We start from the raw sequence: 18,554 nt of genomic DNA, 5'->3' as shown, positions 1-18,554 counted from the left end.
TAAAAACTTTTATAACTACATACTCATTTCAGAATAAATCAAATGGCATGCTATTTAACATAACTCTATTTTTTCAGAATAACTCTCAACTAATGTCACTAAGTCAGCAAAGTCATGTAAAACGTAATCTGCCTGATCGGCATAAGCAGGCGTTGACTCTGGAGCGTATAAACACGCGCGCATATTTGCATTGTGCGCAGCTTGAATGTCGTAAAGGTAATCGCCTACATAAAGTAAATTTCTGGCGTTAATGTTCCAAAGTGTAGCAATGGCATTTAAAGCGCTGGGATCTGGCTTTGCTGGGGCATCGCTTCGCGTTAAAACTGTGCTGATAGGGAGTGGATTATTTTGTAATTTCATTGCCGCTGCTTTATCAAAATTGCGAGTAACAATCGCCATCGGAATATTTTTAGACTTTAAAGCATGAATAGCTTCACTCACACCAGGTAATATACTGGCATGTTGTGCATCTATTAATTCGTGTTGGTGAACTATATTCATTGCCTCTTCACGCATATACGGTGAGGGCAACTGAGCAATGTAATCAAGTAAGTCTTGCTCGCAAGGGCAACCTATTTGGGCCTTTATTAATGCAAAATCTAATTCTGATGAAACCAATGTTCCATCTAAATCAAAAATCACTCCAAAAATAGCCTCAACCTGAGTAGTCATATCATTCCCTGAATTTAGTTATTACTAAATAAAATTTAAACATAAAATTCTCTACTGCTTATGCCCAAGCCAGTTATAGCTAAAGGGATAAATGAAACTAACTATATTTAAATTATTTATTTGCACTGCTATCAATCTATTGATAATACAGTAAATATAATTGGTAGTTGTAGCATGCGCAAAAAATGGTAAATATACAAATTGAACTACCAATTTTTACGTAAATTTACATATACCAGATCAAAAATGAACGCAGTTTAAACGTATGAAGAAAACGCGCACATTAACTGCAGTGCGCGTTGGTTGGGGAAGTTTTAACTGTTAATTTTGCTCAAAGCGGGCTTCGAGCCAAGTATCATCTTGTGCAAAGTTTAAAGTTTTAATCTTACCTTTGCCCTCAACGTTTACCATATTTACCTGAGATGGCCATAAATCACGAAGCGCGCCATTGCTCATTTTAATTCCTTCAATGTTTTCAGGAATTGGTGCTTCTTGGTAAACCCAAAAAAACTTACCATCAACTTGTGCTCCCACAAAGTTAAGTGGTAAAGGTTCACCACTTAATGTTTGTAGAGCAACATGCGATTCAACATATTTAGCAAAACGTTGCTGATCGGCTTTATTGCTAATAATATCGATTTTGCCTTCAAATAATGTTCCTACGGCATGTTCGGTATCATGTAAATAAAAGCGGTGCATTAACTCAACATTATGCGTTCGTTTATTAAAAAGCACGGTTGTAATTGACGATTTTAGTTGATGCGCCATACTCGGCGCAGCAACTAAAAGGCAAACAATAATAAGCAAAAAGCGCATTATTGCGGCTCCTCACCGTTATCTTTTTCGTCTTTCTTCTCATCAGTTTTAAGCTCAGTTTTAATATCTTGCATGATATCGCGACTTACTTTAGCTTTACTCTTTTCCTTTTTAAACACTTCAATACGTGAAGGAATAATACGACGAGGGTAGTTATTATTTTCAATATCTACATCCGCAGTTTCCCAATTAGGATCTACAGTAACTGATACAAGCGGTTTGTTTTTATCGGTAACAATTAGCTTTTGAACATTTTTATAATTACGACGCCAAATTTCTGCAGGAATATAACGCTCTTCAGTCGTGCCATCTTCATATGTTAGCTCAAGTAATATAGGCATTACCAAACCACCAAGGTTTGAAAATTCCATAACGTAGTAGTTTTTATCTTCTTCTAAAGCACGTTCAAGCGTTTTACGCTCCCACGGCTCTAAGCCTTTTAAAAACTTATTGTACGAGTTACGTTCTTTATTGGTTACAGTAAAGCGGTCGTTTTCGTCATAAAAATCGGTAACATCAGGGTTTTGCTCAACCCATGTTTTTTTACCTTCGGCGCGGTTACGCTCAACAAATAATGACGTAGGCTTGTCTGCTTCAATATCACGTAAACGGCTGTAATCAATATCAGGGTTTTTAGTGTCTAAACGTAGTTGATACACTTTATCTAAAGAGATATCAACATGGTCTGTGGTGTAAAACCAGCCACGCCAAAACCAATCTAAATCAACACCAGAGGCTTCTTCCATTGTACGGAAAAAATCAGCTGGAGTAGGGCGCTTGTATTTCCAGCGCTGAGCATACTCTTTAAATGCAAAGTCGAATAAGTCACGGCCTAAAATTACTTCACGTAAAATATTAAGGGCTGCGGCAGGTTTAGTATAAGCATTAGGGCCTAAACGTAATACGCTGTCTGACTGAGTCATAATTGGTACTTGGACTTCTGACTTCATGTAGCTCACTATATCGCGAGGCTCAACACCCCAAGGAATAGTAGGATCCCATTCACGACCAGCAACACCATCTAAAAAGCTGTTTAAGCCTTCATCCATCCACGTCCATTGGCGCTCATCTGAGTTCACAATCATCGGAAAGTAAATATGTCCAACTTCATGAATAACTACGCCAAGTAAAAAGCGCTTTTCAGCTTGAGAATAAGTACGAGTACCGTCATCTTGTAACTTAGTACGTGGGCCGTTAAAGGTGATCATTGGGTATTCCATACCACCAACGGGGCCATTAACCGACTGTGCAGTTGGGTACGGGTAATCAAAAGAATACTTAGAGTACACTTCCATTGTGTGCACTACCGCTTCAGTTGAGTACTTTTTCCATAAGTCACCACCTTCTTTAGGGAAAAACGACATTGCCATAACTAAAGGCTGAACGTCACCACCTTGTTGATAACCTTTTGCATCCCACATAAACTTACGAGACGACGCCCAAGCAAAGTCACGAACATTCTGCGCTTTAAAGTGCCACGTTTTAGTTTTGTCGGTGCCTTCTTTTTCGTTTTCTAGCGCTTCTTCTGCGTTAACAATAAACACAGGGCGCTTAGATGTTTCAGCTTGCTTTAAACGTTTGCGCTGAGTACTTGTAAGTACTTTACTCGCGTTATCAAGCTTACCTGTTGCCGATACAATGTGATCCGCAGGAACGGTAATCTCAACATCGTAATCACCAAACTCAAGCGTAAACTCACCAGAGCCTAAAAATGGCTTGTTTGTCCATGCTTCGTAATCGGTATAAGCCGCTAAGCGAGGGAACCACTGAGCAATTAAGAATATGTCGTTGCCATCTTCTTCAAAGTGCTCGTAACCAGAACGTGCACCTACAGCATCTTCTTCAACAATGTTGAATGCAAAGTTCATGCTAAATTCTACTTCTTTACCTGGTTTTAATGGCTCGTTTAAATCAATGCGCATTAAAGTATCAACTACAGTTACGCGTAGCTCTTTACCATCGTCATCCTTTACGCCACTGATTGTATAACCCAGTTCGTTGTCGCTCATAAATTGCTGACGGCGTAAGTCACCTAAACTTAATTTAGCAGGCTTTTGAGCTGGTAGGCTTTCTAAAGTGCTTTTAAACGTTTTAGTTGTTTCGGCAATAGAATCACTTTTAAAAATATTTTGATCTAACTGTAACCATAAATATTTAAGTGTATGCGGAGAGTTATTTTTATATTCAATGCTTTGGCTACCGGTAATACGGCGCTTTTTTTCATCTAGCTTTACATCAATATCGTAGTTTACACGTTGCTGCCAGTATCTTTCACCTGGTTCGCCAGCGGCACTACGATAAACGTTGGGTGTAGGAAGCGCTTCGTCTAATTGACGAAATTTATCAACAAAAGAACCTTTTGTTTGCTCAACCGAAGACGCCATAACCGCACTAGATATTGCCAAAGGCAATACAAAAGCACTTAGCGTAAGACCTATTTTTTTCATTGTTAGTCCTAATATAATTTTGTGAGCATACTTTGACAAATATACCAGTTAGCTTCAATAAATTAGCGACCAAGTACCGTATTTTTAGGGTGATGTTCACTTAGTTTATTAGATTGAAAAGTACAATTATTTTGTAACAAAATACGAATAAATAAAAACTGTAAAGGGGCTTTACAAGAGTGGGTTTTAATAATGGTTTTGAGCTGTTAAATACAAGTTTTAGAGCTTGGTAAAAGCACATTAATTTTACCTACGTTGCTAAAAAAGTATTGCTTTAACATTATCAGGTAAACCAATAATCCTATGTATAAGTGTCTCAAATTTCCAACAAGTAAAATGAGCTAAAAGCCCACTCTACTGAACAAAAATACAGTGAAAACAGCTGAATTATTGGCTCAAATATTGCCGAACTTCCTTAATGTTCGTTATTTTTACGATAAATGATAAATAGTGCAATTTTAGGTTGATCTTTAGTGCAGTTTATATTTAAAATCGCCAACCTTTTTATTTGAGGCAAATAAATTCGTCACATTTATCCTCAAATTAATATCGATTACTAGCAAGAAATGCGGTGGGCTTATGGATTTTTACATCCTAAAAAAACAACAAGAACTAATTGCGATTCCAGCAAGTGAGAATAACTGTAAGCAGTATCTCGATTCGGGTTATTTTTATATCGATAAAGTAGCAGCGTGCAACGAAACTAATGCATTAAAGGCGCTACACGCAAAACAAACTAAAACGTTAAAAATTCCATTATTAATGGCACTTTTAGCATTGCCGGTTGTTTTTTCAGCTTGGTACAGTTTAACCTAAGGTAATACACGGCTTAGGCTTGCATCTTTAACTGCCTTGGGTATATTGGCGCTCTTACGGTTTAATTAAGAGCGCGACATGAAAGTCCTCCACACCTCAGATTGGCACCTTGGCCAACAATTCTACGAACACGACCGCCGTGTTGAGCATCAAGCCTTTTTTACATGGTTATTAGCCACTCTTGTTGAACAACAAATAGACTTACTTTTAGTTGCTGGCGATATTTATCATACCGCGACGCCAAGCGCTAGCGCCGAAAATCAGCTTTACCAATTTATTAAAGACGCCAAAAAGGCATCCCCACAATTACACGTAGTAATTATTGCGGGTAACCACGACTCTGCAAATCGTATTTTGGCAGCTCAGCCATTACTAGCGCAATTTGATACGCACGTAGTAGGGCGCTTTGATGTCGCAACACCCGATGAAACTGTTATTACCATAAATACCAATGGTAAACGCGCTGTAATCGTCGCTATGCCATTTTTACGTGCAAGCGATGTAAGTTTACTTAGCCAAACCGAAAGCGGACCTAGTTATGCTCAAGGCGTTGCAAAAGCTTATGAACTTGCATTAGAGCAAGCTACTAATATAAACGAGCAAAACTCACCATTAATAGTTATGGGGCATTTACACGCAAAAGGCGGGGATATCTCAAGTGATTCTGAGCGTAACTTAGTAATAGGTGGTGAGGAGTCTATTTCAGCCAATGTATTTGGTAAACAAGCCAACTATGTTGCCCTTGGGCACTTACACAAAGCGCAACAAGTCGCTAAAAGCGATATTATTCGCTACAGCGGCACACCTATACCTATGTCGTTTTCAGAACGTAACTACACGCACCAAGTAAATGTTGTTGAGTTTATTATTGATGAAAAACAACATATTAGTACAACTGTAAACCCCCTTTACATTCCGCGCTCTGCCAATGTAATTGTTTTACCAAAAGGGGAGTGTGTGCCATTAAGCGAACTATGCGAGCAAATTAAAGCGCTCGACACTGCACAAAATACAATAGCGCCTTATTTACGTGTAAAGCTTAAATCAAGCGATACCGACACCACCTTCAGAGAACAAATAGAACAAGCACTTGAAGGCAAGCATATTAAATTTTGTGGTATTGAACGTGTACGTGAGCAATCGACTCAAAATGACGACAACACCGTATTTGAAGATTTAAGCGAAGTTGAAATGCTCAACCCGCTTAACTTATTAGAACAAGCATTTGCAAACGATAAAGATATGGCAGGGCAAAGCGTACCCGATGAGCTAAAAGCACTTTTAAGTGATGTGATAAACGAGCTTACGGAGCAAGAACAACTATGAAAATAACCGCAGTTCGTATTCATAATTTAGCCTCAATAGTTGATGCTGAAATAGACTTTACTCAAGCCCCATTAAAAGATGCAGGCTTATTTGCAATAACAGGCGATACCGGCGCTGGTAAAAGTACCTTTTTAGATGCGATTTGTTTAGCCCTTTATACAAAAACAGCGAGGCTACGCGGCGATAAAGGTAACTTAATTGAGTTTAATGGCGACAGCATTAAGCTTAATGATGCGCGAAACCTACTACGCAGAGGTACATGGGAAGGCCACGCCGAGGTTGACTTTTTAGGGCAAGATAAACAGCTTTACCGTGCGCGTTATACAATTGCACGGACCCATAAAAAAGTAACTGGCAAACTTAAAGTAGCAGAGCACACATTAGTAACCCTGCCAGACGAAACCCTTATAGCTGACAAAAGCCACACAATAAAAGAAGTTGAGAGCAAAATAGGGCTTAACTTTGAGCAGTTCTCCCGTGCCGTACTTTTAGCGCAACATGAGTTTGCTGCATTTTTAAAAGCCACTGGCGATGAGCGAGCGCAACTTTTGGAGTGCTTAACAGGCACCGATAAATTTAGCCGTATTGGCGTGCGTATTTTTGAGCGCCATAAAGAGCAAGTGGCAAAGCTTGAAGCGCTTAAAGCAGGCCTTGAAAGCTATACCTTATTAACACCAGAAGAACTCGAGTTACAACAAACCAAGTTAACCGATTTAAAAGCGCAAACCGAACACACTAAAAAAGAGCTGACCAAAACCGAAAAAGCACTTAACTGGTATCAGCAAGCTACAGTGCTTGAGAAAAATTTACTGCAGGCACAGCAAACCCAGCAACAAGCAAGCTCAGCGCTTGAAAGTATCGTTGTTCAAAGCGAGCAAGCAAAACAAGCTAAACAAACGCTTGAAATAAAAGATAACCGCAGCCGTTTTAATTTGTTAACCGATCAAAATACGGCGTTAGATCAGCAAATAGCATCGCTTAAAAGTGTTGATCATTTAGCGGTAATTAACGAGCGTAACACCGCGCTTGCTAAGTATACCGAGCTACTTAATAACGCCAATGAGCAAAAACAAAATGCAGCGCCCGTTATAGCAAGAGCGAGAGAGCTCGACAGCAGCATTGCTTTGCAAACTCAAGCTGTAAAAGGCACAGAGTCGCAAATAACCAAAGAGCAAACTCAACTTGATGAGCTCAATCAGCAGCTTAGACAAAGCAATAACGAGCTAGAACTCGCTAATACCGACTCAACTAAAAGCCAGCAATGGCTTAATGAGCATGCACAGCTGAACGTTTTAGCAAAAGACTGGAGCTACTATCAGCAAAGCTTTAATACTTACTTAAATGCACAGCAGCAATTAACTGCAAACCTTGCACAAAGCCAAACTCTTAATACCGAGCTTGCAGGTCAGAGCGAGCGATTAAATACACAAAATAATAAAGTGCAGCAGTGCGAGGCGTTACTTACGAGCGAGCAGTCAGCTTTGCAGGTTTTAAATACTCAGCTTAATGAATTTAATGCAGAGCACTGCGACGCGCAGCTAAAAAGTATTGATTACTTAAAAGAGCAGCGAGAGCGCTATAAGCAATTTAACGCAGAGCTAAAACAAAGCACTCAACGCCAGCAAGTGCTCAATCAGCAGCTAAATGAAAGCCAGCAAGCCCATGCTTTACTTAATCAGCATTTAATAACCAGCGAGCAAGCACTTAAAGGCAGCGAGTACGCACTTAACCAAGCGCGCTTAAGAGCCAGCGAAAACGTAGAGCATTTACGCACTGAGCTTCGCCCTAATGAGCCTTGTTTAGTGTGCGGCGCAACGGAGCATCCGTATGCGGTAAATCAAAATCAGCAATTAAATAACTTAATTACTGATTTTGAAAATGCTTTTAATACCGCTAAAAAGCAATTTGACCATGCACAAAGCGAGCTGCATAAACATCAAACTCAACATGCTGTATTAACTGCTGAACACGGACAACTTGAGCAAATAATACAAACAGCAAAAGCCAAACAGCTCGACATTAAAAATACCATGCAAGGTGCACGTAGTGAGCTTAACGACTTAACGCCTGATCAGCTTGAAGTAACTTATAAGCAATTAACGCAGCAAAAAGCGCAATACTTTGAGCAACAAAAACGTCAACGTACATTGCAAACCAAAGTAAACGAGCTACAAGCAGCACTTAAAGCAGAGCAGCAAGTACAGCAGCAACTGAGTAATAAACACCTTGAGCTTACACACCAGCAAAACCAGTTAACGAGTAAGCATAGCGAGCTTAGTGCACAAATTAACGAGCTCGGTACAACGCTCAATAGCCAATTTGAAAACAGTGATTTTTGGCTGCAACTACAAGCCAATACGCTTGAGCTTACCCAGTTTCACGAGCAAGTTACGCAGTATCAGCAAACTCAAATGCAACTTGAGCAAAGCCAAAAGCGCCAAGACACAGCTAGTGAGCAAATAAAGCAGCTTACCCCGCTTGTTAGTAAAAGCGAGCAATCGTTAAAAGCACTTAATGAAGAGTTTGTAAAAGCTAAAGAGCTATTAGACGCTGTACAAAGTGAGCGCTCAGCTTTATTTAATAATGAGCAAATAAGCGCAGACGACTACCAAGCAAAACTCACAAGTGCGCAAGAGCAAATGCAATCGCAGGTTCAAGCGAGTCATAAAGCCTATGACGACGCTATAAAACAACGAGATGAGCACGCTATAACGCTTAAAAATGTGGAGCAACGCTTACTTGAAAACAGCCAAGAACTAGCAACACTTGAGGCACGTTATAACCAGTGGTTTACTGACTTTAAAGCGCAATACAGCGATGTAACGCACGAACAGGTCAAAATTTTACTAACGCTCAGTAGCGATACTATTAAAGCACATTTAAATCAACACGAGCAGTTAACTCAAGCGTTAACAGATGCAAATGCCGCATTAAAACAGCAGCAACTTACGCTTGGAAAACACAACAGTAGCGATAAGCCAACACAAAGTGCAGAGGCTTTAAGTACGCAATTAAGCAGCTTAAATGAGCAACAAACGCAGCTGCAAAATTCATTACTAGCAACTAATACCGCTATTGAGCAACACAACCAAAACGCAAAGGCGCTTGAAGGCAAACAAGCTGAGTTAACTACGCTTAAAACACAGGTAGAGCAGTGGCACTTGCTTAATAAAGTATTGGGCGATGCAACGGGTAAAACCATGCGTAACTTAGCACAAACACAAACGTTAAAAATATTACTGCACTATGCCAACAGCCATTTAAAAACACTCAACAAACGCTACGAATTAACCGCCATATCGCAAACGCTCGACATTGCAATTATCGACCGCGACATGGCCGACGAGCAACGCTCTGTTAATACGCTCTCGGGCGGTGAGTCATTTTTAGTATCGCTAGCGCTTGCACTTGGTTTAGCATCGCTTTCGTCTAACAAAGTACAAATCAATTCTTTGTTTATTGACGAAGGGTTTGGTACGTTAGATAGCGAAACCCTAAGCATTGCAATGGACGCTTTGGATTCTTTGCAAGCACAAGGCAGAAAAGTAGGCGTTATATCGCACGTAACACAAATGAGCGAGCGTGTAGCCACTCAAGTGCATGTAGCCAAAAAGCCAGGTGGATATTCCACAGTTGAAGTTTTATAAGCAACATTACTGAAAACAAGGAGATACAATGCCAACGTTTACAGGCGAGCAAGCAACACAATACGATAGCCGCATAACCCGTTTAGTGCCTGGTTATGAATTATTACATCAGCTCACTAATGCGCAACTACAAGCAACGCTGGGCGACAATGCACATATTTTGGTAGTAGGGGCAGGCACAGGCAAAGAAGTACTTGCACTGGCTGGACTAAACCCTACGTGGCAATTTACTGCGCAAGATACATCAGCCGATATGCTTGCTATCGCACAGCAGCAATTTGATGAGCAAGGCATAACAAGCCGCGTAGATGTACATAATGGCCCCGTTGATAAGTTATCGGTTAAAGCCGATGCCGTTTTATGTTTACTAGTAATGCATTTTTTAGAAGATAACGGCGATAAAAAAGAGTTATTAAAAGCGATTAAAGGAAGCCTTAAAAAAGACGCCAACCTTTATATTGCAGATTTAATGCGCCCCGAAACTTCTTTTGAGCGCGAAGCCCAGCTTACAACTTGCGCGCAATTGGGTTTAACCGAAACAGGTAAAACACAAACAGGGCACGACTTAGAAAATGAGTTTTACCCGCTTGATAGAATGCGCTTTAGCGAACTACTAAACGAGTGCAAATTTGGCATTCCGAAGCTGTATTTTAAAGCACTAGGCTTTAGCGGATATGTAATAAAATAGTTTTAAATTTAAGTAATATAGCCACATAAACACCGAGTAAGCTTACTCGGTGTTTTATTTTATACATACATTTACAACTTCTCACAGCTGCATACAAAGCACATACATATTTTTTATGTTTTAAGATTTACTATTTCTATATCAACATAAGCAAATAGAGAATCAACATGAAAAAATCGTTAATTGCTGTTTTACTCCTCTCGGGTTGCGCATCACAAGGTGTTGACCGTAACGATCAAAATCAAATAATTAAACGCTATTACGCCTCGGTAGAATCTATGCAACGTGTCACACTCTCATCAGAAGTGGGTACAGGCATAGCCGCAGGAGCTGGTTTTGGGTTTGTAGATAGCTTAGATGGCAATACAGAAGAAATGATAGGTGGGGCAATAATCGGCGGGTTAGTTGGAGGGTTATTTACCGCATTGTTTGAAGGCGGCAACGATGCATATCAGTATAATCTATACGCTGCCAGCGAAGGTGAATTTACCGTAATTCAAAAACAAAAACTCGATCAAAACACTCAATGCGTAGTAGTAAATGCCGGTAAAAAAATTAAGCTTGAGCCAGTAGATAAACAATACTGCGAAAATAGTCCAAATGTGTACAAAAAAGCTGATGTTGCTCTATAGCAATATCAGCTTTTGTATTGTTGTAGGTCGGTTAAGCGAAGCGCCACCCGACGATCTAATATCCACATCACTCAAATCGTTGTTGTGCCAGCAATCCTAACCAATCTCACAAAGCGCTTTCATCGCGGCTTGTGCTTTGTCTGTTTGTACAAAAATATGGTCGTGATAAAACGCAGCTACCACATTAGCGCTAATGCCATGCTCAGTTAGCTTTGCAGATACCGCAGCTGTTAGCCCAACGGCCTCTAAGCTTGAATGTACGTTAAGGGTAATTAAATTATATTTACCCTCGTAAGTAATACCTGCTTTGTCAGCAGTTTCAGCTTTTAAAATAAGGGTTAGCCCTTCTTCTTCAACATAAGAAGCAAGTGGCTCTAAATGAGCATAATCGGCAAGTGAGCCTGCTAAGCAACAAAAAATATACTCGCCTTGCTTAAGCGCTGGCTGCATTGATTTTAATAATTCGTTTAACTCTAAAATTCCGGCCATGGTCGTTCCTTACAATGTGTTATTTTTTTAGCTGCGCGACTAGCTCGCTTAACCTCGCAATTTTTATATTACTTAATTGCCTGTAATCAAAATATGGGCACACAATAATGTTGTTACTGGTGTCTATTGCAAACTCGTCGTCGAGCCAATCAAATTGTGCATGCAACTTACCTTGTTGTAATAAGTTTTTAGCGTGCGTACGCCCAGCAATTATGTGTAGCTGATTTTGATTGCTAGTAGCTTTATCTGCGCAAGTAATAGTAGTGTCAGGCGCGCTAAATAGCAGGGCGGTTTTACTATTTTTTTGCAGTAAATACTCATCGCGATATTGTTGCCAAGTAAGGGCTTGTTTAGCAAATGAATAATGCTCACTTGGCAGGGAAAATAGCACTTTGGCGTAAACGTTAAACACTTTGCGCCAACCATTACCACAGTACTGGTTTATGGTATTTATTTGCTCATTTATAACCGGTTCTAGGCATTCAAGTGTTTCAAAAAACGGCATGGGCGGCGCTTTTGCTACGTATACCGCCACGCTAAATTGCGTATCACCTAAGCCAACTAATTGGGTATTCAAGTTAGTTAGCCTTGTTTTGCGCTAAAATACGGTCGAGGTTATTTGCAAAGTTTTGGCGATCGGTTTGGCTAAGTGGCGGCGGCCCACCACTCATTTCTACGCCGCTTGAGCGCATGGTATCCATAAAGTCGCGCACGTTAAGTATTGAGCGGATATTCTCGGTGGTATAAAGCTCGCCACGTGGGTTGAGTGCTTGCCCGCCGTTATCAATTACTTCACTTGCTAGCGGAATATCGCCTGTAATAACTAAATCGCCTTTTTCAACACGTTTTACTATTTCGTCGTCGGCTACATCAAATCCCGACGATACTTGAACGCGGCTTATGTATTTTGACGGCGGAATACGCATTGCGTGATTCGCTACTAAAATAGTCTCGATTTTCATACGCTCTGCAGCTCTAAAAAGTATTTCTTTTATAACAACAGGACACGCGTCTGCATCTACCCAAATTTTCATGCTATGGTCATTTTTATTGCTTTAGAATTAATACGATCCTATAGCAAATTTTTTTAATCGGCTAGCAAACTTTATATCCATCTATATTTAGATAATACGTACGATTTATGTAATTAAAAAAGGAGCTTACATGAAGGCTATTAAATACGGTTTACTTATTACAGGTTTATTTTTTCTTAGTGCCTGCACCAGCCCTCCTGAGGGAATAACACCCGTTAAAAACTTTGATATACAAAAATATAAAGGCAAATGGTTTGAAATAGCGCGTCTTAATCACTCATTCGAAGAAGGGATGGAGCAAGTTACCGCGACTTATTCAATTAACGACGACGGCACAGTAAAGGTCCTTAACAAAGGGTATTTAACGGATGATAAAAAATGGGATGACGCCGAAGGCTTAGCCAAGTTTGTTAAGGGCACCGACACAGGGCATTTTAAAGTCTCGTTTTTTGGTCCATTTTATGGCGCTTACGTGATTTTTGAACTTGACCAACCCGATTATCAATATGCATTTATAACCAGTTACAACAAAGATTACTTGTGGTTTTTGTCGCGTACACCAACGGTTAGCAAAGAGCTTAAAGAACACTTTTTAACTAAAGCTAAAGAGTTGGGCTTTGCTACCGATGAAATAATTTGGGTAAACCAAGAGACTATGTAAAGGGGGTTTACAGTTAGTTATATACGTTTTTAAAGTAGTAATAAAAGAGTCACCTAACCGTAAAGTAACTTAAATATATTATGGTTATATTGTGTGTACTTGCCGTGAGACAGCAAGTATTGGAAACACTGAATATCCCCTATTGTTGGCAAGCTATATAGCTTGCCATTTTTTTTGCCTAGGGCGTGTTGATCTTTGTGGATTGAAATCTGTTCAATCTAGGGGCGATTAAATCGCGGCGCGAGGTTTGTAACCTAGTTGGCTAAGTAAAAACCGAGCAACAAAGAGTTAATCGTCCCTAGAAAGAACCCAAAGGGCAGCGCATGTTTGGTATTTATGCTGCGTTATCGCCTATTTATGGGGAATAACCACACTACATAGGCTCTGCCTTGCCTAAATACCAAACAGTCTGCTGCAAATTCACCCACCAAAGATCAACACGCCCTAATCTATGAGAAAATAACGGATCACGTTTTTACTAACTAAGGCTAGTTTAATGCTAAAAACAACCCACTTAGTACAACTAACACGCTATTTAAAACACTAAACCACTTCACGTAGCCTACTAAAAAATTATAAAAAACCATTATAATTAAGACACTTAGGCTCATAAATCCGCAAAATAGTAATGCACCATATCCATCTTGAGTAACTATACAAAGCACCAAGCTTAGTAAAATACTGATCCAAGCAGCTAATAGCAGCTTTTTACGTTGGGATTCTGTAGGGCGTTTTTTAAATACATCTTTAAAATGATTATACTTAGCCAGCGCAAAACAGTTAAAACTGAGCAGGCATAGGCTAAACCCAAGTAAATCAATCATGGTTTTTGCCTTTTAAGGTTATTAGATTGACTAGGGCTGATTATTTTTGAGTTGTTTTTAGCAGTACGTAATTTTTCGGTTTGTATAAAAAACAATATACTAAATAACAAAAACAGTGCATCAAAAGTAAATAAAGCCCACTGTTTGTGCATCAAATAGCTAACTAGATTACCGTTAGTTGTAAGGGCATTAATAACCGGTACGCTTAAACATGCAACAGCATTTATAGCTGCCATAACTCGCCATTGCAGTGTGTCGCGCTTTATAAGTGCTAAAAGAGCAACCGCTAGCCATGTTAAAAAGAACGCGAGTATTTCTTTATCGGCGCGCTCTGCGGTAGTTGAGCTAAGTAGTCTGTTAGCAATAAAAAATGCACACGTTGCCAGTGGAAGTCCCATAATAGTGGCTAGGTTTAACCCTTCAACTAATTTTAAACCAAACGAAGGTTTAACGTTATTTTTAGTTCGCTCGCGAATTCGCTTAGCCCACATAATACAGCCAGAGCCAATCATTACACAGCCTGCAATACCGCCTAATACGTATAACCAGCGCAACAACCACGTAGCTAAACGCCCTGTATGCATAGAATTAAGCGATTCGTAAAGCGCTTTGCTGCTAGTTAGCTCGTCATCAGTTTTAGCGACCATTTGCCCTGTAGCACCACTAAATATTAAGCGTGGTGCTTGGTCACGTAGTGTTTTACCTGCGCTTACCAATACGGTAATTGTTGAAGCTGCCATATTTGGTTGGTTAACTTGTACGCGAGTAATATCTGCATGAGGCCACTTAGTATAAACCTGATCTAAAATGCGTTGTATTGGCACCATTGGCAATTCGCCTTGGGCTTTATCGGTCATGGTATTGCGAGGTGTTACATCGTTAAAAAAGCCACGCATGCCGTCATCATAAGACGTTTGCGCAGGGTAGGGAAACAACATAAATATAAGTGTAATTATACCCGTGTAAGTAATCATTAAATGAAAAGGAAGGGCAAGCACAGAGCTTAAGTTATGGGCATCTAACCATGTACGGCTACCTTTGTTACGCCTAAAGCTAAACATATCTTTAAAAATACGCTTATGAATAACCACCCCCGATATAATGGCAATCAGCATAAAAAAGCTAGCAAAGCACACAATCCAGCGTGCGGTTATTGCATCCATGTAATGTAAATCATAGTGCAGCCGATAAAAAAAGTTACCGCCTTTAGTATCTACAAAGGGCTCAAGCTCTTGCATGGTATTAGGGTTTAGCTGTGTGTTTTCAAACCGGCTGCGGCGCTGGCCTGGCTCTTTTGGTTTTGCATAACCATAAATTAAATAAGGAATACGCGGCTCGGGTAATGTAATACGCCAGCTTGATGAGTGAGCTCCATGGCTAGCTAAGTAATCAAATCCGGTAATTATTTGTTGTTTTTGCGCTTCTATACGCTGTGTTTGGGCTTGCACATTATGAATGGCTGGTTGATTCCACAACGTTATTTCGTCTCTAAAAAAGCTAAGAGTCCCTGCAAAAAATATTAAATATAATAACCAACAAACGAGTAACCCTACCCAAGTGTGCAACCAAGTCATCGATCTGAAAAAGCTGTCTTTCATACCCAACCCTTCAGTAATGCAAGCAATCCTATGAACGCTCCTGTACTTAGTAAAATACTGATCCATACTGTTTTTAATGATTTAACGCTAAAAGCATAAATAAATACAACGGCATAAATTAAAATGCTGATTGAAACACTAAACAGCACAGCGTCTTGTTTAGCTATTGGCAATACAAAACTTAATAACGCAGTGCTTGCAGAGGTAAAAGCATAGCCACCAATTATGGCAATAAAAAAACGTAAAAATACCAAAACTCGATAACTGCTTACGCTTTTTACTATAAGCGCAATCACGTTAACCTTATCGAATGGCGCACTGTGCAAAGGTGCCTGCATAGTTAATTAATCCCTTTATTTAAAGCTGAGGATAAAACAAAGGCGCTATTATATATGTTACAAATACAAAAGATAGTTATTCTCATTTGTGATATTTAATTTTTAAGTAAGTTATGCTTACTTAATTACTTAGTAAAATACTGATCTGATATTGTTTAATGATATTGCACAGGCTCTATGTAAAGCTTAAGGTTAATAAACTGAGTAAAAATAAAGAGTGAATAACGATGAGCGATCACGAAAAACTAAATTACGTTGAGTTTCCTGCATGCGACTTACCCGCAACTAAGGCCTTTTTTAGTCGTGTATTTAATTGGCAGTTTACTGACTACGGCCCAGAATACACGGCGTTTAGTGGCCAAGGGCTCGATGGTGGCTTTTTTAATGCGCCGCTTAAATCGCTAACTCAAAACGGTGCTGCGCTATTGGTTTTTTATAGTAACGACATTCACGCCACGTATAGAAAAGTACAACTCCATGGTGGCACAATATTAAAACCTATTTTTGAATTTCCGGGTGGTTGCCGGTTTCATTTTGCAGAGCCAAGCGGCAATGAATTTGCTGTATGGGCCGAGCAACGCTAGGTTTTACAAGGCTTGTAGCGCGAATGAGCTTAAAGATCACGATTTTACTAACTAACGCTCGTTTTAATTAAAATAAACCGATTTTTTACCAACTCATTTATCCTAAATGGCCATTTAGGATAAATATTAAGCATTTAAGGCCAAATAAACATGAATAGTCACCAATTAATAGAGCAAGTTAGTAAATGCGTGATCTGTGAACCTCATTTACCTTTAGGGGCTCGTCCTGTTATACAATTTAATCCAAACGCACGTATTTTAATTGCAGGGCAAGCACCTGGAATCAAAGTTCACGAAACAGGTGTGCCGTTTAACGATGCAAGCGGAAACCGCCTGCGAGAATGGCTTGGGCTAACACGTGATGAATTTTACGACGCTAATAATATAGCCATTTTACCTATGGGCTTTTGCTACCCGGGTAGGGGGAAGTCGGGTGATTTACCACCGAGAAAAGAATGTGCGCCTGCATGGCGCGAGCAATTATTGGCTGCACTACCAAATATTGAGCTGACAATAGTGCTTGGTAAATACGCGCAGGCGTATCATTTACCAGAGACTAAAAAAATGCCACTTACGGAGTTAGTAAAATCGTGGCGTGAGTATTGGCCAAATTATTTAGTGCTTCCACATCCGAGTCCGCGTAATAATATATGGCTTAAAAAGAACCCATGGTTTGAACAAGATGTACTTCCAGAACTAGATAAGCACGTGGCTGCTATTTTAAATAAGTAATACTTCTAGTTATTGTAAAGGGGCGTTACAGTTAACTTAAAAATTAACACTCTAATTAAAAACAATAACAAACGAGGCTGTCTAATTTGAATGTATCTATATTAACTGAAGTAATACTTCCACTCGCCCTTGCACTTATTATGTTTGGTATGGGTCTTGGGCTCACAACAACCGATTTTACTCGTTTATTTAAAAGCCCGCTTGGCATTGTCATGGGTTTAATAGGCCAACTTGTAGCAATGCCTTTATTAGCATTAGGGCTGTGTTATTTACTAAACCTACCAACGCCTATCGCTATTGGTTTAATGATATTAGCTGCTTGCCCCGGCGGTACTATGTCAAATGTAGTAAGCCAGCTTGCTAAAGCTAATTTAGCGCTTTCGGTAAGTTTAACAGCTGCCTCTACCGCAATTAGTATAATAACCACACCGTTTATTATTGGCTTTGCTATGAGTCAGTTTGCCCCAGCAGACGATGCTACTTTTTCTATTTTAACTACTTCATTAGGGCTATTTTTTATTACCTTAGTGCCAGTTGCTATAGGCATTTGGTTGCGTCACTTTAAAAGTGATTTTGCCATTAAAGCAGAGCCGTTTTTTAGACGCTTCTCGTTGTTTTTTATGCTTATGATGATTGCCGCACTAGTAATAAAAGAGCGCGATTTATTAGTTAGCTCATTTAACAACGTATTTTGGGCGTGCATAGCGCTTAATATTGGTTCAATGGTTGTTGGTTGGTTAATTGCTAAGTGTTCAAAATTAAATTTAACTGATTCGCTGACGCTTTCAATTGAGGTTGGAATTCAAAATGCATCGTTAGCTATTTTAATCGCTATTAGCTTTTTAAATAAACCAGAATACGCAGTTACCGGTGGCGTGTATGGCCTTGCCATGTTTATAGGACCACTGCTATTAATTGGCGGGTTAAAGCTTAAAAATAAACGTACCGCTAGGGCTGTTAACTAGGACTTTTAATTAGGGCATGTTGACCAAGTTACTTTAATTTATGGCTGCGGATAACGTAGCCTTAAACTCAAGTCTAAAAATACCACCAGTTAAATGTATGCTCTGCACTCATCGCGCCAACAAGTTGTAAGCTTATAAAACACTCTCAAGCTTGAATATTGCGCCAGGCGCTGAACTTGCTCGCGCAAGGAGCGAAGCTCCTAATTACTAAAGCGCATTTTAGGATGGGATAAGAGTGTAAGTAATACGGTAAAAAAGCAGTTAATTATTTAGTTACTAAAACAG

The 18,554-nt window shown here is 39.7% G+C and carries 18 protein-coding genes; 9 read left to right on the top strand and 9 right to left on the bottom strand.

What is annotated here, in order from left to right:
* Positions 1-54 precede the first annotated feature (54 nt).
* The 3 genes from H5118_RS06635 to H5118_RS06625 all read right to left on the bottom strand — a co-directional run bounded on the left by H5118_RS06635 (position 55) and on the right by H5118_RS06625 (position 3,935).
* Entirely contained in the window at positions 55-672 is a 618-nt protein-coding gene (locus tag H5118_RS06635) for an HAD family hydrolase (RefSeq protein ID WP_182720240.1), read from the bottom strand.
* 321 nt (positions 673-993) lie between these two features.
* Positions 994-1,488, bottom strand: coding sequence for a DUF6702 family protein (locus H5118_RS06630; protein WP_154902845.1), 495 nt, complete (start codon positions 1,486-1,488; stop codon positions 994-996).
* Positions 1,488-3,935: a M1 family metallopeptidase gene (locus H5118_RS06625; protein WP_182748247.1), complete on the bottom strand. Its 2,448-nt coding sequence runs from the start codon at positions 3,933-3,935 to the stop codon at positions 1,488-1,490. Before H5118_RS06625 ends, H5118_RS06630 begins: the two co-directional genes overlap by 1 nt.
* Before the next feature lie 579 nt (positions 3,936-4,514).
* Here H5118_RS06625 and H5118_RS06620 point away from each other — a divergent pair.
* The 5 genes from H5118_RS06620 (at position 4,515) to H5118_RS06600 (ending at position 11,044) form a co-directional block, all read left to right on the top strand.
* Positions 4,515-4,751, top strand: coding sequence for a hypothetical protein (locus tag H5118_RS06620; protein WP_002959190.1), 237 nt, complete (start codon positions 4,515-4,517; stop codon positions 4,749-4,751).
* Between the two features lie 78 nt (positions 4,752-4,829).
* Positions 4,830-6,077 (top strand): exonuclease SbcCD subunit D C-terminal domain-containing protein, encoded by a 1,248-nt coding sequence (locus H5118_RS06615; RefSeq protein ID WP_182748245.1) that lies wholly within the window; start codon positions 4,830-4,832, stop codon positions 6,075-6,077.
* Positions 6,074-9,724 (top strand): AAA family ATPase, encoded by a 3,651-nt coding sequence (locus tag H5118_RS06610; protein ID WP_182748243.1) that lies wholly within the window; start codon positions 6,074-6,076, stop codon positions 9,722-9,724. Before H5118_RS06615 ends, H5118_RS06610 begins: the two co-directional genes overlap by 4 nt.
* Positions 9,725-9,752: 28 nt before the next feature.
* A complete protein-coding gene (locus H5118_RS06605) occupies positions 9,753-10,412 on the top strand; it encodes a class I SAM-dependent methyltransferase (protein WP_033028640.1) in 660 nt (219 codons plus the stop codon).
* 167 nt (positions 10,413-10,579) lie between these two features.
* A complete protein-coding gene (locus tag H5118_RS06600) occupies positions 10,580-11,044 on the top strand; it encodes a hypothetical protein (protein ID WP_182692390.1) in 465 nt (154 codons plus the stop codon).
* Between the two features lie 96 nt (positions 11,045-11,140).
* Here H5118_RS06600 and H5118_RS06595 read toward each other — a convergent pair whose 3' ends face one another.
* From H5118_RS06595 to H5118_RS06585, 3 genes are read right to left on the bottom strand one after another with little or no spacing between them, the layout of a single operon-like run.
* A complete protein-coding gene (locus H5118_RS06595) occupies positions 11,141-11,533 on the bottom strand; it encodes an ACT domain-containing protein (RefSeq protein ID WP_182748241.1) in 393 nt (130 codons plus the stop codon).
* A 19-nt stretch (positions 11,534-11,552) separates the two neighbouring features.
* Positions 11,553-12,110, bottom strand: a complete 558-nt coding sequence (locus H5118_RS06590; protein WP_182748239.1) for a DUF6942 family protein — start codon at positions 12,108-12,110, stop codon at positions 11,553-11,555.
* A gap of 1 nt (position 12,111) precedes the next feature.
* Positions 12,112-12,567, bottom strand: a complete 456-nt coding sequence (locus H5118_RS06585) for a YaiI/YqxD family protein (RefSeq protein WP_002959175.1) — start codon at positions 12,565-12,567, stop codon at positions 12,112-12,114.
* A gap of 130 nt (positions 12,568-12,697) precedes the next feature.
* On the opposite strand from H5118_RS06585, the gene H5118_RS06580 reads away from it, so the two are divergent.
* Complete coding sequence (locus H5118_RS06580; protein WP_182696560.1) at positions 12,698-13,228, top strand: lipocalin family protein; 531 nt, start codon at positions 12,698-12,700, stop codon at positions 13,226-13,228.
* 488 nt (positions 13,229-13,716) lie between these two features.
* Here H5118_RS06580 and H5118_RS06575 read toward each other — a convergent pair whose 3' ends face one another.
* Genes H5118_RS06575 through H5118_RS06565 form a run of 3 tightly spaced genes read right to left on the bottom strand, consistent with a single transcriptional unit; the run spans position 13,717 to position 15,988 of the window.
* Entirely contained in the window at positions 13,717-14,052 is a 336-nt protein-coding gene (locus tag H5118_RS06575) for a DUF3325 domain-containing protein (RefSeq protein WP_182695294.1), read from the bottom strand.
* Complete coding sequence (locus tag H5118_RS06570; protein WP_182748237.1) at positions 14,049-15,650, bottom strand: PepSY domain-containing protein; 1,602 nt, start codon at positions 15,648-15,650, stop codon at positions 14,049-14,051. The genes H5118_RS06575 and H5118_RS06570 overlap by 4 nt, the downstream gene beginning before the upstream one ends.
* Entirely contained in the window at positions 15,647-15,988 is a 342-nt protein-coding gene (locus H5118_RS06565; RefSeq protein WP_002959167.1) for a hypothetical protein, read from the bottom strand. Before H5118_RS06565 ends, H5118_RS06570 begins: the two co-directional genes overlap by 4 nt.
* A 227-nt stretch (positions 15,989-16,215) precedes the next feature.
* Here H5118_RS06565 and H5118_RS06560 point away from each other — a divergent pair, with 227 nt between their 5' ends.
* The 3 genes from H5118_RS06560 (at position 16,216) to H5118_RS06550 (ending at position 18,269) form a co-directional block, all read left to right on the top strand.
* Positions 16,216-16,572, top strand: coding sequence for a VOC family protein (locus tag H5118_RS06560; protein ID WP_024595859.1), 357 nt, complete (start codon positions 16,216-16,218; stop codon positions 16,570-16,572).
* Between the two features lie 150 nt (positions 16,573-16,722).
* Positions 16,723-17,304, top strand: a complete 582-nt coding sequence (locus H5118_RS06555; RefSeq protein ID WP_138490136.1) for a uracil-DNA glycosylase family protein — start codon at positions 16,723-16,725, stop codon at positions 17,302-17,304.
* An 86-nt stretch (positions 17,305-17,390) separates the two neighbouring features.
* The gene (locus H5118_RS06550; protein WP_182748235.1) at positions 17,391-18,269 is read left to right on the top strand and encodes a bile acid:sodium symporter family protein; all 879 of its coding nucleotides are present in this window, start codon (positions 17,391-17,393) and stop codon (positions 18,267-18,269) included.
* Positions 18,270-18,554 lie beyond the last annotated feature (285 nt).

The organism is Pseudoalteromonas sp. SR41-1 (genome assembly GCF_014164015.1).
Taxonomy (GTDB): domain Bacteria; phylum Pseudomonadota; class Gammaproteobacteria; order Enterobacterales; family Alteromonadaceae; genus Pseudoalteromonas; species Pseudoalteromonas distincta.
Note: the sequence above shows the minus strand (reverse complement) of the source record. Positions and strands in the feature narration are given on the sequence as shown.